This is a genomic window from Streptomyces dangxiongensis (genome assembly GCF_003675325.1).
Taxonomy (GTDB): domain Bacteria; phylum Actinomycetota; class Actinomycetes; order Streptomycetales; family Streptomycetaceae; genus Streptomyces; species Streptomyces dangxiongensis.
This window is the reverse complement of the sequence record NZ_CP033073.1, coordinates 1,622,870-1,637,491: the sequence shown is the minus strand read 5'-3', so window position 1 is coordinate 1,637,491 and position 14,622 is coordinate 1,622,870. Positions and strand designations below refer to the sequence as shown.

10 protein-coding genes and 2 pseudogenes are annotated in these 14,622 nt (G+C 73.9%); 9 read left to right on the top strand and 3 right to left on the bottom strand.

Features of this window, described 5'->3' with window-relative positions:
• From D9753_RS07235 to D9753_RS07225, 3 genes are all read left to right on the top strand, one after another.
• Entirely contained in the window at positions 1–2,382 is a 2,382-nt protein-coding gene (locus D9753_RS07235) for a xanthine dehydrogenase family protein molybdopterin-binding subunit (RefSeq protein ID WP_121786250.1), read from the top strand.
• 155 nt (positions 2,383–2,537) lie between these two features.
• Positions 2,538–3,995: an NCS2 family permease gene (locus D9753_RS07230; RefSeq protein ID WP_121786249.1), complete on the top strand. Its 1,458-nt coding sequence runs from the start codon at positions 2,538–2,540 to the stop codon at positions 3,993–3,995.
• Between the two features lie 49 nt (positions 3,996–4,044).
• Positions 4,045–5,196 (top strand): XdhC family protein, encoded by a 1,152-nt coding sequence (locus D9753_RS07225; protein WP_121786248.1) that lies wholly within the window; start codon positions 4,045–4,047, stop codon positions 5,194–5,196.
• A 120-nt stretch (positions 5,197–5,316) separates the two neighbouring features.
• Here D9753_RS07225 and D9753_RS07220 read toward each other — a convergent pair whose 3' ends face one another.
• Together D9753_RS07220 and D9753_RS07215 are read right to left on the bottom strand one after the other, a co-directional pair.
• Positions 5,317–5,757, bottom strand: coding sequence for an SRPBCC family protein (locus tag D9753_RS07220; protein ID WP_121786247.1), 441 nt, complete (start codon positions 5,755–5,757; stop codon positions 5,317–5,319).
• Between the two features lie 109 nt (positions 5,758–5,866).
• On the bottom strand, positions 5,867–6,634 hold the full coding sequence (locus tag D9753_RS07215; protein WP_240468436.1) for a polysaccharide deacetylase family protein: 768 nt from the start codon (positions 6,632–6,634) through the stop codon (positions 5,867–5,869).
• A 218-nt stretch (positions 6,635–6,852) separates the two neighbouring features.
• Here D9753_RS07215 and D9753_RS07210 point away from each other — a divergent pair, with 218 nt between their 5' ends.
• The 5 genes and pseudogenes from D9753_RS07210 (at position 6,853) to D9753_RS07195 (ending at position 13,799) form a co-directional block, all read left to right on the top strand.
• Positions 6,853–8,544 carry a trypsin-like peptidase domain-containing protein gene (locus D9753_RS07210; RefSeq protein WP_121786245.1) on the top strand — a complete coding sequence of 564 codons (1,692 nt, stop codon included), beginning with the start codon at positions 6,853–6,855 and terminating at the stop codon, positions 8,542–8,544.
• Between the two features lie 35 nt (positions 8,545–8,579).
• Positions 8,580–8,864 (top strand): annotated as a pseudogene (locus tag D9753_RS37745) (serine/threonine-protein kinase); the annotation flags it as partial.
• Positions 8,810–10,789, top strand: coding sequence for a tetratricopeptide repeat protein (locus D9753_RS07205; RefSeq protein WP_240468435.1), 1,980 nt, complete (start codon positions 8,810–8,812; stop codon positions 10,787–10,789). The pseudogene D9753_RS37745 and the gene D9753_RS07205, both read left to right, overlap by 55 nt.
• Before the next feature lie 29 nt (positions 10,790–10,818).
• Entirely contained in the window at positions 10,819–12,723 is a 1,905-nt protein-coding gene (locus tag D9753_RS38650) for a VWA domain-containing protein (RefSeq protein WP_276209424.1), read from the top strand.
• A complete protein-coding gene (locus D9753_RS07195) occupies positions 12,720–13,799 on the top strand; it encodes a hypothetical protein (protein WP_121786244.1) in 1,080 nt (359 codons plus the stop codon). Before D9753_RS38650 ends, D9753_RS07195 begins: the two co-directional genes overlap by 4 nt.
• Here D9753_RS07195 and D9753_RS37735 read toward each other — a convergent pair.
• Complete coding sequence (locus D9753_RS37735; RefSeq protein ID WP_240468529.1) at positions 13,786–14,130, bottom strand: hypothetical protein; 345 nt, start codon at positions 14,128–14,130, stop codon at positions 13,786–13,788. The two genes, D9753_RS07195 and D9753_RS37735, sit on opposite strands and share 14 nt — an antisense overlap.
• Here D9753_RS37735 and D9753_RS37730 point away from each other — a divergent pair.
• Positions 14,012–14,449, top strand: a pseudogene (locus D9753_RS37730) (extracellular solute-binding protein); the annotation flags it as partial. The gene D9753_RS37735 and the pseudogene D9753_RS37730 sit on opposite strands and share 119 nt — an antisense overlap.
• Positions 14,450–14,622 lie beyond the last annotated feature (173 nt).

The window sequence follows — 14,622 nt, the reverse complement described above, 5'->3', positions numbered from 1 at the left end:
ATGCCGGCGAACGGCGCACCCACCAAGGTCACCCAGTCCACCCCGACCAGGGGCGGCATCGGCGAATCCACGCTCCGCCCGGACGGCACCCTGAAGGTCACCGGCGAGTTCGCGTACTCGTCCGACATGTGGCACGAGGACATGCTGTGGGGGCAGATCCTGCGCTCCACCGTCGCGCACGCCGAGATCGTGTCGATCGACACCTCCGAGGCACTCGCGCTGCCCGGCGTGTACGCCGTCCTGACGTACGACGACCTGCCCACCGAGGTGCGGAACTACGGCCTGGAGATCCAGGACACCCCGGTCCTCGCGCACGGCAAGGTACGCCACCACGGCGAGCCGGTCGCGATCGTCGCCGCCGACCACCCGGAGACGGCCCGCCGCGCCGCCGCCAGGATCAGGGTGGAGTACCGGGAGCTGCCCGTCATCACCGACGAGGCCTCCGCCACCGCGCCGGACGCGATCCTCGTCCACGAGAACCGCGACGACCACCACATCGGCCACGTCCCGCATCCCAACATCGTCCACCGTCAGCCGATCGTCCGCGGCGACGCGGCCGGGGCCGCCGCGAGGGCCGACGTCATCGTCCGGGGCGAGTACACGTTCGGCATGCAGGACCAGGCCTTCCTCGGCCCCGAGTCCGGGCTCGCCGTCCCCGAGGAGGACGGCGGCGTCCACCTCTACATCGCCACCCAGTGGCTCCACTCCGACCTGCGCCAGATGGCCCCCGTCCTCGGCCTGCCCGAGGACAAGGTGCGGATGACGCTGGCCGGCGTAGGCGGCGCGTTCGGCGGCCGGGAGGATCTGTCGATGCAGATCCACGCCTGCCTGCTCGCGCTGCGCACCGGCAAGCCGGTCAAGATCGTCTACAACCGGTTCGAATCCTTCTTCGGGCACGTCCACCGCCACCCGGCCAAGCTGTACTACGAGCACGGCGCCACCCGGGACGGCAAGCTCACCCACCTGAAATGCCGGATCGTGCTGGACGGCGGCGCCTACGCCTCCGCCTCCCCGGCGGTCGTCGGCAACGCCTCCTCGCTGAGCGTCGGGCCGTACGTCGTGGACGACGTCGACATCGAGGCCGTCGCCCTCTACACCAACAACCCGCCCTGCGGCGCCATGCGCGGCTTCGGCGCGGTCCAGGCGTGCTTCGCGTACGAGGCGCAGATGGACAAGCTGGCGAAGGAACTCGGCATGGACCCGGTGGAGTTCCGGCGGCTGAACGCCATGGAGCAGGGGACCCTCATGCCGACGGGCCAGCCCGTCGACTCGCCCGCCCCCGTCGCCGAACTGCTGCGCCGCGTCAAGGCGATGCCGCTGCCGCCGGAGCGCCAGTGGGAGTCCAGCGAAGGCGCCGACGTACGGCAGTTGCCCGGCGGCCTGTCCAACACCACGCACGGCGAAGGCGTCGTCCGCGGTGTCGGCTACGCGGTCGGCATCAAGAACGTCGGTTTCTCCGAGGGCTTCGACGACTACTCCACCGCCAAGGTGCGCCTGGAGGTCGTGGGCGGCGAGCCCGTCGCCACCGTGCACACCGCGATGGCGGAGGTCGGCCAGGGCGGTGTCACCGTCCACGCGCAGATCGCCCGCACCGAACTCGGCGTCACCCAGGTGACGATCCACCCGGCGGACACCCAGGTCGGCTCGGCGGGTTCCACCTCGGCCTCCCGGCAGACGTACGTCACCGGCGGCGCCGTGAAGAACGCCTGCGAGATCGTCCGGGAGAAGGTGCTGGAGATCGGGCGCCGCAGATTCGGCTCCTACCACCCGGCCTGGGCCACGGCCGAACTGCTCCTGGAGGGCGGCAAGGTCGTCACCGACGGCGGCGAGGTCCTCGGCGACCTGGCCGACGTCCTGGAGGGCGAGGCCGTGGAGGTCGAGGCGGAGTGGCGGCACCGGCCGACCGAGGCCTTCGACCTGCGTACCGGCCAGGGCAACGGACACGTCCAGTACTCCTTCGCCGCGCACCGCGCGGTCGTGGAGGTCGACACCGAGCTGGGCCTGGTCAAGGTGATCGAACTGGCCTGCGCCCAGGACGTCGGCAAGGCGCTCAACCCGCTCTCCGTCGTCGGCCAGATCCAGGGCGGCACCACCCAGGGCCTGGGCGTCGCGGTGATGGAGGAGATCATCGTCGACCCGAAGACGGCGAAGGTCAGGAACCCCTCCTTCACGGACTACCTCATCCCCACGATCCTCGACACGCCGACCATCCCGGTCGATGTGCTCGAACTCGCCGACGACCACGCCCCCTACGGGCTGCGCGGCATCGGCGAAGCCCCGACCCTGTCGTCCACGCCGGCCGTCCTCGCGGCGATCCGGAACGCGACCGGGCTGGAGCTGAACCGCACTCCGGTACGACCCGAGCACCTGACGGGAACGTGACCCTCCGGGGTCCCCACCGGTGATCTCCTGGAGGGACCCCCGTCCCTCCAGGCCCCCACTGTTCGTCTCGGGCCGTCCCCCGGGCCGTCCAATCCCAAATCCCGTGTCCGGCAAGGCGTCGCACGGGTGCCCCTGTGAACCTTGGGAGTTGGCCCATGACCCAGCAGTCAGTGGAGCCGAGAACCGCAGCCGACGACGCGGGCGATGGCAGCCGCGTACCGGCAGGGCGGTCCTGGCTCGACCGGTACTTCCACATATCCAGAAGAGGATCCACGGTCTCGCGAGAGGTCCGCGGCGGCGTCACCACCTTCATGGCGATGGCGTACATCCTCCTGCTCAACCCCCTCATCCTGTCCGGCAAGGACGCGGCGGGGGACACGCTCGGCCAGAAGGCGCTGATCACCGCGACCGCGTTCGCGGCGGCCTTCACCACGCTCCTGATGGGCTTCGTCGGCAAGGCGCCGCTCGCCCTCGCCGCCGGCCTCTCCGTCTCCGGCGTGCTGTCCTCGCAGGTCGCTCCCCAGATGACCTGGCCGCAGGCCATGGGCATGTGCGTGATGTACGGCGTCGTCATCATGCTGCTCGTCGTCACCGGCCTGCGCGAGATGATCATGAACGCGATCCCGCTCGCGCTCAAGCACGGCATCACGATGGGCATCGGCCTGTTCATCGCCCTCATCGGTTTCTACAAGTCCGGCTTCGTCCACCAGGGCAAGGCCACCCCGCTCGCCCTCGGCCCCGCCGGCGAACTCGCCGGCTGGCCGGTGCTGCTCTTCGCCGGCACCCTGCTGCTGATCTTCATGCTCCAGGCCAGGAACGTCCCCGGCGCCATCCTCATCGGCCTCGTCACCGGCACGGTCGTCGCCGCGGTCCTCAACGGCCTCGACGTCATCGACCCCGGCCAGTGGGCCAACGGCGCCCCCGAACTGCCCGGCAGCGCCGTCTCGATGCCCGACTTCTCGCTCTTCGGGCACGTCGAGTTCGGCGGCTGGGGCAAGGTGGGTGCGATGACGATCGGCCTGATCGTCTTCACCCTGGTGCTCGCCGGCTTCTTCGACGCGATGGCCACCATCATCGGCGTCGGCACCGAGGCCGGTCTGGCCGACGACAGGGGCCGCATGCCGGGCCTGTCCAAGGCGCTGTTCATCGACGGCGCCGGCGGCGCGATCGGCGGTGTCGCGGGCGGCTCCGGCCAGACCGTGTTCATCGAGTCCGCGACCGGCGTCGGCGAGGGCGCCCGTACCGGGCTCGCCTCCGCCGTCACCGGCCTGTTCTTCGCGGCCTGCCTGTTCTTCACGCCGGTCACCGCGATCGTGCCGCAGGAGGTCGCCTCCGCCGCCCTCGTCGTCATCGGCGCCATGATGCTGATGAACGCCCGGCACGTGGACTGGGCGGACCGCGCCACCGCCATCCCGGTCTTCCTGACCGTGGTCCTGATGCCGTTCACCTACACCATCACCACCGGCGTGGCCGCGGGCGTGATCTCGTACGTGGCCATCAAGACCGCCCAGGGCAAGGCCCGGGAGATCGGCGCCTTCATGTGGGGCCTGACCGTCGTCTTCCTGGTCTACTTCGCCCTCCATCCCCTTGAGGGCTGGCTGGGCGTCCACTAGCCGGCCGCCCCCGCCGCACCCGCCCGCAACCCCGTGAGGAGACCGAGACATGCTGGACATCGCCGAGGAGCTGAACCGGTGGGTCGAGCAGGGCCGTGACTTCGCCGTCGCCACCGTCGTGGCCGTGGGAGGCAGTGCCCCGCGCCAGCCCGGCGCCGCCCTCGCGGTGGACGCCGACGGCACGGCCGTCGGATCGGTCTCCGGGGGATGCGTGGAGGGTGCCGTGTACGAACTGTGCCGACAGGCGCTCCAGGACGGCCGGACCGTCCTGGAACGCTTCGGGTACAGCGACGAGGACGCCTTCGCCGTGGGCCTGACCTGCGGCGGCGTCATCGACATCCTCGTCACGCCGGTCCGGGCGGACGGTCCCGCCCGGCCGGTGGTCGCCGCCGGGCTGGCCGCCGCCGCGCGCGGGGAGGCGGCGGCGGTCGCCCGGATCGCCGAGGGACCGGCCGAGCTGCGGGGCCGGGCCCTCCTGGTCCGGCCGGACGGGTCGTACGACGGAGGGTTCGGCGCCCACCCCGAACTGGACCGCACGGTCGCCGCCGAGGCCCGCGCCCACCTGGACGCGGGCCGCACCGGCACCTTCGAGATCGGCGAGCGGGGCTCGCGCTGCGGCTCCCCGCTCACGGTCCTGGTCGAGTCCTCGGTGCCCGCACCCCGGATGATCGTGTTCGGCGCGATCGACTTCGCGTCGGCGCTGGTCCGCGTGGGCAAGTTCCTGGGCTACCACGTCACGGTGTGCGACGCCCGCCCGGTGTTCGCCACCGCATCCCGCTTCCCGGACGCCGACGACATCGTCGTGGAGTGGCCCCACCGGTACCTGGAGCGCACCGAGGTCGACGGCCGTACCGTCCTGTGCGTCCTCACGCACGACGCCAAGTTCGACGTACCCCTGCTGCGGCTGGCGCTGCGGCTGCCGGTCGCCTACGTCGGCGCGATGGGCTCCCGCCGTACCCACCTGGACCGCAACGAGCGGCTGCGCGCGGTCGGCGTCACCGAGCTGGAGCTGGCCCGGCTGCACTCCCCGATCGGACTCGACCTCGGCGCGCGGACGCCGGAGGAGACGGCCCTGTCCATCGCGGCGGAGATCGTCGCCGACCGGCGGGGCGGCAGCGGGGCCCCACTGACCGGGGCACACACCCCGATCCACCACGACCGGGCGGCACGGCGGGCCGGACGCATCGGTTCCGTCGCCTGAGCCATCGCGCGGCAGGGGCGGATGCGTCAGTTCCGGTGCGCGCGAACCATCACGACGGCCGCTGACCACCACCGCCCCCGTGCCGCATGACGGCGACGCACGGGGGCGGCGGTGGCAGGCTCACGGCTGCCGCAGCAGGCGGTTCGCCGCTCGGCCGAACATCCGGCGGGACACCGGGCCTAGGACGCCGTCGAAGGCGCGGGGCAGGAGACGCACCCACAGCTCCTCGCGCCACACCACCCGGCTACGGCCCCCGGGCCCCGGCCGTACCTCGATCTCCGCCCATCCGAGGACCACCCGGCCGCGCTTCTCCAGCCGGCACAGGCCGCCCTCGCCGTCGGCGGGCGGGTGCCAGACCGTCACCTCCATCACGTCGTCGAAGGCGAGCGGGCCGACGCCGGAGCGGGCCACGAAGCGCGTGCCCTCACGGGTCGGCGCGGGCGTGAGCACCCTGATCCGGGTCAGCGGGACCGCGTCGGCGTGGCGGGGCCATTCCGTGAGCCGGCGCCACGTCTCCTCGAGCGGGAGCGGCACGGTGCGTTCGAAAGAGAAGAAGGGCACGGCACGATCGTAGGCAACCGGCGGCGTCCACCTGCGCCTTCGCCCCCGGGTCACCTGTCCGGAGCAACGGGGTCGCCCGGGGCCGTCGTACCGGCGTGCGCCCGTGGACTCAGGGCCGGTAGACCTTGCCCGGCTCGGCCTTGCCGGGCGCCAGTAGCTGGGGGACCGTCACGAAGACGTAGCCGCGCGCCTTCAGGGCGTCGATGATGCCGGGTACGGCCGGCACGGTCCCCTGGTAGATGTCGTGCAGCAGGATGATCCCGTCCCGGGACGCCTGGGCGAGGACACGCTTGGTGATGAGCGCGGAGTCGGTGGTCGTGTAGTCCTTGGCGGTGACGCTCCACAGGACCTCCGCCAGGCCCAGTTCCTTGCTGATCGCGTGCACGTTGGCGTCGGTGCGGCCCTGCGGCGGGCGCATCAGCGTCGGCTTGTGCCCGGTGAGCCGCTCGATGGCGTCGTCGGGCCGCTTCAGCTCCTCGCGTATCTGCGCGTCGGATATGCGGGTCAGGATCTTGTGATCCCAGGTGTGGCTGGCCACCTCGTGGCCCTCGGCCGCCATCCGCCGCACCAGCTCCGGGTACTTCTCGATGTGCCGCTTGCCGAGCAGGAAGAAGGTGGCCGGGACCTTCTTCTCCTTGAGGATGTCCAGCAGCCGGGCGGAGTTCTCGCTGGGTCCCGCGTCGAAGGTGAGCGCGATGCACTTGGCCTCGCGGCAGTCGACGGTGCCGAGCCGGGCGGGCGCCCCGTGCGCCGCCGCGGCGCGGGCGGCGCTGGGCGCGGTCGTGTCGACCTGGGCGCAGCCGGACAGCGTGAGCGCCAGGCAGGCCGCGGCGGACGCGAGGGCGGAGAGACGGAACCTCCGGCCCGCCACGCGCATCTTCCTGGTCGCGTGGTCGGGCGTGGAGGTCGTGTCGGTCGAAAGAGGCATGGGCGGACTATACACTGTGTGTATAGCACACGTGTGCGAATGTCCGGCGGGTGAGAACGCGGGCCCGGACGTCACTCACCCCCACCCCGGGCACCACTCCCACGCCGGTGCGACGACCCCGTGCACACCAGTGGTTTCGGACGGGTACGCGGAGTAGCCTCAAGGGCATGACGCGCACGGGGGAGCGAGTCGTCACATCGCGCTTACGGACACCGTCCTGGATCGCGCGCATCGAGGCACCGGACGGCCGGGTCCTCGGCGCGGGCGTGCTCCTCGCCCGCGACCGCGTGCTCACCGCCGGTCACGTCGTCGGACCCGGCCCCCGCTACACCGTCCGCCTCGTCGGCGTACCCGGCCTCGCCGCCGTCGCCGCCACCGTCCGCGCCGACGAACACGTACCCCAGCGTCAGGACGCCTTCGGCGACCGCAGCGGCGACCTCGCCCTGCTGCGCCTGGCCGCACCGCTGCCCGCCGAGCACACCACCCGGCTCTACCGGCTCGCCGCACCGCACGGCCCCGTCAGCATGTACGGCTTCCCCGACGGCGACGACGGCGGACGCTGGCACGGTGCCACCCTGGTCGCCGCCCGCGGCCGGGACAGCCAGGTGCAACTGCGCCCGCTCACCCCCGGCGAACTCGCCGCCCCCGGCTTCAGCGGCGGCGGAGTCGTCGACCACGCCACCGACCAGGTCATCGGCATCGTCCTCAGCGTGGACGACGGACCGGGCTACGCCTTCAGCTACATGAGCCCCACCGAGACCATCCTCAGCCACCTCCCGCAGGTCGCCGCCTGGACCGACGGCGCCGAGGCCGTCGACCCGCGGCTGCGCAGCGACACCGGCACCACCACCGGCCGGCTCGACCTCCCCTTCGCCACCCAGCTCACCGCCTGGTTCCGCGGCGCGGGGTGGCCGGTGCTCGTCACCGTCGTCCCCGCCGCCGGCGACCGCGCCTGGACCCTGCAACGGGCCGTCACCCTCGCCGACCGGGAACTGCGCACCCACCGCAACACCAGCGCCGTCAGCCACGACCCGCCCGAGACCGTGCCCCCCGCCGGCGCCCACGACCTCGCCCTGGACGTCACGGGACTCACCGCCGCCGAGGTCATGGACCGCATCGCCGAACGCCTCGGCATCCGCGACGACCCCCGGCCCGAACGGCTCGGCACCCTGCGCCTCCCGCTCGCCGCCGTCCTCGTCGCCGTCGACCGGGCCGCCGAACCCGACGCCCTGCTCGGCCTGCTGGACCGGCTCGCCCGCCAAGGAGCCCGGCTGCTCCTGGTGTTCCGCCGCCCCGGCGAACGCGCCGGCGGGGCCGCCGACCTGCTCGTCCACCGCCCGCTGCGCGAACGCTGGACCCGCCTGCACGCCGAACTGCGCCGCATCACCGACGAACTGGGGCCCGCGCTCGACGTACGCCAGGACCGCGTGCTGCCCGCCCCCGGCACCCGGCACCTGCTCGACCGGGCCGAATCCGGCGTACGGCGCACCCGCATGCTGCGCGCCTGGGTCGCCCACACCCCGGAACACGAACGCGAACCCGGCCGCGCCGACCTGCTGTTCACCTTCGAGGACGCCGTCGGACGCCGCCGCCGGCGTCTGGAACAGGCCGTCGCCATGCTCGACGCCCGGCTGCGCCGCCGCGAGGAACTCCTCGGCCGGGTCGGCGCCGAATGGCCGCTGTGCCGGCAGCGGGCCACCGCCCACGGCGACCGGGTCGTGGAGGCCTACCGGCTCTACGAACACGCCCTGTCGCTCCTGCGGCAGACCCCCTGCGACATCGAACGGGCCGAGACCGCCGTCGAGGCGTTCGTCGGCTTCTGCTCCGCCCCCGCACCCGAAGAGGAGGGCGCGTCGTGACCTCGTGCGTCCGGCCCGGCTGCGCGGGCCGCATCATGGTCACCGGCTACTGCGGCACCTGCGGCCACCGGCACGCCGAGCCGCGCACCGCACCGCCGGTGCCGCCACCGGTCACCACCACCGAGGACACGGCCGGCCCCGCCGCCGTCCACGCCGTCGCCGGGATCGGCGGACTCGACCAGCACGGACTCGTCGTCCTGCCCGAGGTGCCCGTCCCCGACGACGTGCTCGTCAAGGACCCCCGCCCGCCCACCGGAGGCCGCCGCTGCGGCGCCGACGGCTGCACCATGATCATCGGTGTCGGCTACGGCGGCCAGCCCGCCCGGGCCAGCGGCCGCTGCCCCCGCTGCGGCACGCCCTACTCCTTCCTGCCCCAGCTCGCCCGCGGCGACGTCGTCGCCGGCCACTACAAGGTCCTCGGCTGCCTCGCCCACGGCGGCCTCGGCTGGGTATACCTCGCCGAGGACACCGACGCCGACGGACACCGCGTCGTCCTCAAGGGCCAGATCAACGTGCGCGACGACCTCGCCCGCCACGCGCCGTCGAGGAACGCCGCTCCCTCACCGACCTCCACCACCCCGACATCGTCCGCCTCATCACCTACACCCAGCACCGGTCCCCCGGCCACCCGTCCACCGGCTACCTGGTCATGGACTACATCGGCGGACGCTCCCTCCAGCAGCTCTTCGACGCCGACGACGCCGAACGGATCTTCCACGGCCGCCCCCGCCTCGACCACGTCCTCACCTACGGCTGCAAGATCCTCGGTGCCCTCCAGTACATGCACGAACGCGGCCTGCTCCACTGCGACATGAAGCCCGCCAACGTCATCCACTTCGGCCGGACGATCAAGGTCGTCGACCTCGGCGCCGTCCGCGCCATCGGCGACCGCACCTCCGCCTACGTCCGCACCGCCGGCTTCGCCCCGCCCCAGGAGGAGATCGACCGCCGCGGCTGGCACGTCGACAGCGACCTCTACACCGTCGGCATGACCCTCCAGGCCCTGGCCCGCGACACCGAACCCGCCCGCGGCCTCGCCCCCGACTCCTTCCGCCGCCTCGTCGACCGCGCCACCCACGCCGAACCCCGCGCCCGGTTCCGCTCGGCGGCCGAGATGTCCCGCCAGCTCTGGGAGGTCCTGCGCGAGTACCGTTCCTTGCAGTTCGGCGAACAACTCCCGGAAAGCTCCACCCGGTTCCGTGCCACCGGCGCCAGCCTCGACGCCGGACTCGGCGCCATCCCCGCCCTCGCCCACTGGACCGCCCGCCCCGGCGAGCGCCCCGCCGGCCTCGACGTCTCCCCGCCCCCCGCCGCCGAGGTCGCCGGCGCCCTGCCCGAACCGGTCCCCGACCCCGACGACGGCGCCGCCCTGCTGCTGGACACCTTCCCGCCCGACGCCCCCGACCGCGTCGCCCGGCAGTGGCCCCGCGAATCCCGCCTCGGCACCCCCGAGACCGCACTGTGGCTGTGCCGCGCCTACCTCAGGAAAGGCGAACAGCACGCGGCGGAGAGCTGGCTCGCCGAGGCCGAGACACAGCTCGGCGAACACGCCGCCGCCCACGACTGGCGCATCGCCTGGCACCGGGGCGTCCTCCACCTCAGCAGGGGCGAGGTGGCCCTGGCCGGCGCCCGCTTCGACGCCGTCTACCGCGCGCTGCCCGGCGAGTACGTGCCCAAACTCGCCCTCGGCCACTGCGCCGAACACACCGGCGGCGGACGCCCGGAACGGGCCATGCGGTTCTACGAGGCCGTCTGGAGACGGGACTTCGCCCACACCGCCGCCGCCTTCGGCCTGGCCCGCGGCCACCTCGCCGGCGGCGACCGGGACGCCGCCGTCCACGTCCTCGACGAGGTCCCCGCCACCTCCCGTCACCACGACGCCGCCCGCATCGCGGCCGTACGCATCCGCGCCGGCGTCCTGCACGGCACCCCACCCACCCCGGCCGGCCTGCGGGACGCCGCCCAGCGGCTGCCCCGGCTCCGCCTCGACGGCGGGGCCGCGGCCGGCGAATCCCGGGCCCGGCTGATCGCCGAGGTCCGCGAGAACACCCTGCACAGCCGCCCGGCACCCGGCTGGGGCCCCGACTTCCCCGCCGGCGACCTCCTGGGCCCCGGCGACGAGAACAGCCTGCGCACCCTGCTGGAACAGTCCTTCCGCCAGCTCGCCGCGCAGGCCCGCACCGCCGGCGAACACGGCCGGCTGCTCGACCTGGCCCACGCCGTCCGGCCGATGACCACCTTCTGACCCACTCACACCCCCGGGAAGAGGCAGCGATGACCGTGGCCGAGGAGACCGAGGTGACGCTCGCGGTCGGCCAGCACAAGGAACTGCCCGTCGTACCGGACGCGTCCGGACGCCACCCCGAACAGGAGATGCACGCCATCCTGGAGATCGGGGTCACAAGCCAGGCCGGCCCGCAGCACACCGGCGCGCCCGCGCCGGGCACCGGGCCCTCGCTCGCCGAGGTGCTGATCCTCGACACCTCCCGCTCGATGCTCCACCCCGCCGCCAAACTCCACGCCGCGAAGGACGCCACCGCGGCGGCCGTCCGGATGCTGCCCGACGGCACCGCCTTCGCCGTGCTCTCCGGGCGGTTCGACGCCACCCTCGTCCACCCCGGGCCCGGCCGTCCCGTGCTCGCCGTCGCCGGGCCCGCCGAACGCGAGGCCGCCGAACGCGCCGTACGCATCCTGGACGCCGACGGCGGCACCGCCCTGGGCACCTGGCTCGACCTCGCCCGGCGGCTGCTCAAGGACCACCCCGCGCCCGTCAAGCACGTCCTGCTCCTCACCGACGGGCGCAACGAACACGACCACCGGGCCGCCATGGCCCTGGACACCGCGCTCGACGCCTGTGAGGGCCGTTTCGTCTGCGACGCGTGGGGCATCGGCGACGACTGGGACGCCGAACTGCTGCTGCGCATCACCCGGCGGCTGCACGGTCGCGCCCGCGCCGTCCGCGCCGAGTCCGAACTGACGGCCGCGTACGAGGAGCTGGTGGCCGGCCTGCTCGGCACGGCGGTACCCGAACTGCGCATCCGGCTCACCCCCACCCCCGGCACGGTGATCCGCCGGGTCAAGCAGGTGGTGCCGGCCGAACAGGACCTGCCGGCCGTCCCGGCCGGGTCCGGCGGGCGCGCCGTGGAGTACGTCACCCGCGCCTGGGGCGACGAGGTACGGCACTTCCAGGTCGTGCTGACCGCCGACCCGACCGGCCGCGAGACCGACGAGGACCTCCAGCTCGCCGCGGTGGAGGTCGTCCTGCCCGGCTTCGTCCGACCGGTACGGCTGCCCGCACCGCAGCCCGTCCTGGTGCGCTGGACCGACAACCCGCGCGACGCCTCCCGGCAGTATCCCGGCGTGCGCCGGCACGAGCGGTACCAGCAGGCCGGCGCCGCCGTCGCCCGCGCCTACCGGGCCTGGCTGCGCGGCCCCGACGGCGGCGCCACGGCCGACGGCGCCCTCACCCAGGCACTCGCCCTGGCCGACGAGCTGGGCGACGCCCAACTCCGCGACGCGCTGCGGCGCATCGAGTCCCCACCGAACACCGGCCGCGTCCGGCCCGGCCTCAAGGACGTCGACTGGCAACACCTGATCCTCTCCAGCGCCCTGACCACCCCGCCGGCCCGGTCCGCCGGGGGCGGGGATGCCTCCGGGGCCTCCGGGGCCTCCGGGGCCTCCGGGGACGGGGGGTCGGGGGCGATGCGTGGTGTGTCCCGGGCGGTAGGGGGTGCGGGGGCTGGTGGGGCTTCCGGGCCCCCCGGCGGAGAAGTGTCCGGTGAGGGCTGTGGGGTGCCTGTCGGCGGAGCTGAGGCCGACGACGCCTCCGTAGCGACCGGAGCCGTCTACGCCCCTCCGCCCGAACCCGGCACCCCCGGCGGTCCTGGCGCCCCCGGCACCCCCGGCGCCCGAGAGGTTCCCGTGCCCGGCGGTCCCGAAGTGCCCGGCACCTCCGGCGGCCCCAGCGGTCCACACGCCCCACATGCCCCAGACGCCCCACGTGCCCCGCACGCCCTCCCTGCCCCCCACTCCTCCCACGCCCCCCATGTTCCCGCCGTCCCCGTCCCCGTGCGTGTCGACGGGCTTGTGGAGTGTCCGGGGTGTGGGTGGCTCGGGCCTGCCGAGTCCGTGTACTGCGGGGGCGACTGCGGACGGCGGCTGAGGGAGGCGTCGGCATGAAGGGTGGCGAAGTGGCGAGGGCGGCCGGCAGCGGCACGGGCACCGGTGTGTCCGGGGGCCCGCGGCCGCCCCGCCGGCGCGCGGACCCGGCCGACCGCCGCGCATCGGCCCGGGCGTCCCGCAACCCGCTAGCCCGGCTCCTCGGTGCCGGCCGGCGCCCGCCGGAGGGCGGCAGCACGACCGCGTACGACCTCGCGGTACGGCACCGTCTCCTGCTGGTCCTGTCGGCCCTGCTCACTCTCTCCCTGTTCCTGTCGTACCAGGGTGTGCACGGCGACGCCGACCCGCTGCGCATGGCGAGCGCCCCGGCCGTGCTGTCCCTCGACACCGCGCAGTACGCCCTCGGCCAGGCCCAGCGGGACGCCGGAGCGGCGGCACCCACCAGCGACTTCCAGAAGCAGATCTCGGTCGCCGCGCACAGCCTCGCGGCGGCCGCCGGTGACGACGTCGGCGGGCCGGCGGGCCGGCAGGCCCTGCAAACGGTCGCCGGGCTGATCACCGTGTACGCCGTCAAGGTGCAGCAGTCCCAGCTCCAGCCGGACGGAGACGTGCTGCGCGAGGCCTACCGCAGCTACGCCACCAGCATCCTGACCGAGGAGCGCTCGGGGATACAGGCCCGGCTGACGGTCCTCCAGCGGCAGCAGCGAGCCACCGTGCACCGGCAGACCTCGTTCGGCCCGCTGCTGTGGCTCGCCTGGAGCGCGACGCTGCTGCTGGTCGCCGCCCTCGCCGCCGCGCTGGTGGAGACCCAGCTCTTCCTCCGCCACCGCTTCCGGCGCCGCTACGACCGGCACCTCGTCGCGGCCGGCGTCCTGCTGCTCGGCGGGGTGGCCGTCACCGTGCTGTTCACCGTATGGACCCACCAGGGCATGGCGGACACCCGCGCCCTGCTCGACCGCCGGCTGTCCGGGCCGGACATCACCGAGGCGGGGCGGGGCACCGCCACGTACCTCGCGCACACCGGCTTCCGCGCGGCAGCGACGGTGTGGATCCTGATAGGAGGCATCCTGCTCATGGCACTCGCCGAGACGGGACTGCGGCGGCACATCGACGACTACCGGTTCAGGCCCCGGTGAGCGCGCGGCACAGCGGTCCCGCGCCGGCCGCCCCCGGGCGCCGGCCCGGCCCCTCCCGCCGCCTCGTCCGCATCGTGACGCTGGTGGCGACCTGCCTGGCCGTACTGGCGGCAGCCGTCGTGGTGGGCGTACGCGCCCTCGGGCGGGAGCCCAGCGTCACCCTGCTGGCCAACTGGACCCGCGACGACGAGCGCAGGTTCCGCGAGGCGGTGATCGAGCCGTTCGAGCGGAAGTACCGCATCCGGGTCGAGTACCAGGGCAGCTCCGCCGAGAGCCAGGTGCTGGGCGCCGACGTGGAGGCGGGGACACCGCCCGACGTGGTGGTGCTCACCGGCCCCGGCGAACTCGCCGAGTACGCCCGGCAGAAGGACCTCGTCGCCCTGGAGGACCTCATCCCGCGCCACGCCTTCGGGGCGTCCTGGGCCACGCCGCTCGCGGACGGGCACGTGTACTGGTTCCCGCTCAAGGCCGACCTGAAGAGCATCGTCTGGTATCCGGCCGGTGTCGGCGAACGGCAGCGCGCCGATGCGGCGAAGCAGCCGGCCGAATGGTGTGTCGGCATGGGCTCCGGCGCCACCAGCGGCTGGCCCGGCACGGACTGGATCGAGGACATACTGCTCCAGCGGTCCGGCCCGCGCCTCTACGCGCAGTGGGCGCGCGGCGACCTGTCCTGGCGGTCGAAGCCGGTCGAACAGGCATGGAAGACCTGGGGCGGGATGATCGGTGCCGGTGAGCGGGATCTCGTCCGGCGGGCCCTGATGACCCCGTACGACCGGGCGTCCGAGCCGGTCACCACGGTCCCGCGCGGCTGCACCCTCGAACA

Coding starts and splice junctions, on each gene's coding strand:
- D9753_RS07235 (WP_121786250.1), top strand. CDS start 1: ATGCCGGCGAACGGCGCACCCACCAAGGTCACCCAGTCCACCCCGACC.
- D9753_RS07230 (WP_121786249.1), top strand. CDS start 2,538: ATGACCCAGCAGTCAGTGGAGCCGAGAACCGCAGCCGACGACGCGGGC.
- D9753_RS07225 (WP_121786248.1), top strand. CDS start 4,045: ATGCTGGACATCGCCGAGGAGCTGAACCGGTGGGTCGAGCAGGGCCGT.
- D9753_RS07215 (WP_240468436.1), bottom strand. CDS start 6,634: ATGCGCGTGGCGGGCCGGAGGTTCCGTCTCTCCGCCCTCGCGTCCGCC.
- D9753_RS07210 (WP_121786245.1), top strand. CDS start 6,853: ATGACGCGCACGGGGGAGCGAGTCGTCACATCGCGCTTACGGACACCG.
- D9753_RS38650 (WP_276209424.1), top strand. CDS start 10,819: ATGACCGTGGCCGAGGAGACCGAGGTGACGCTCGCGGTCGGCCAGCAC.
- D9753_RS07195 (WP_121786244.1), top strand. CDS start 12,720: ATGAAGGGTGGCGAAGTGGCGAGGGCGGCCGGCAGCGGCACGGGCACC.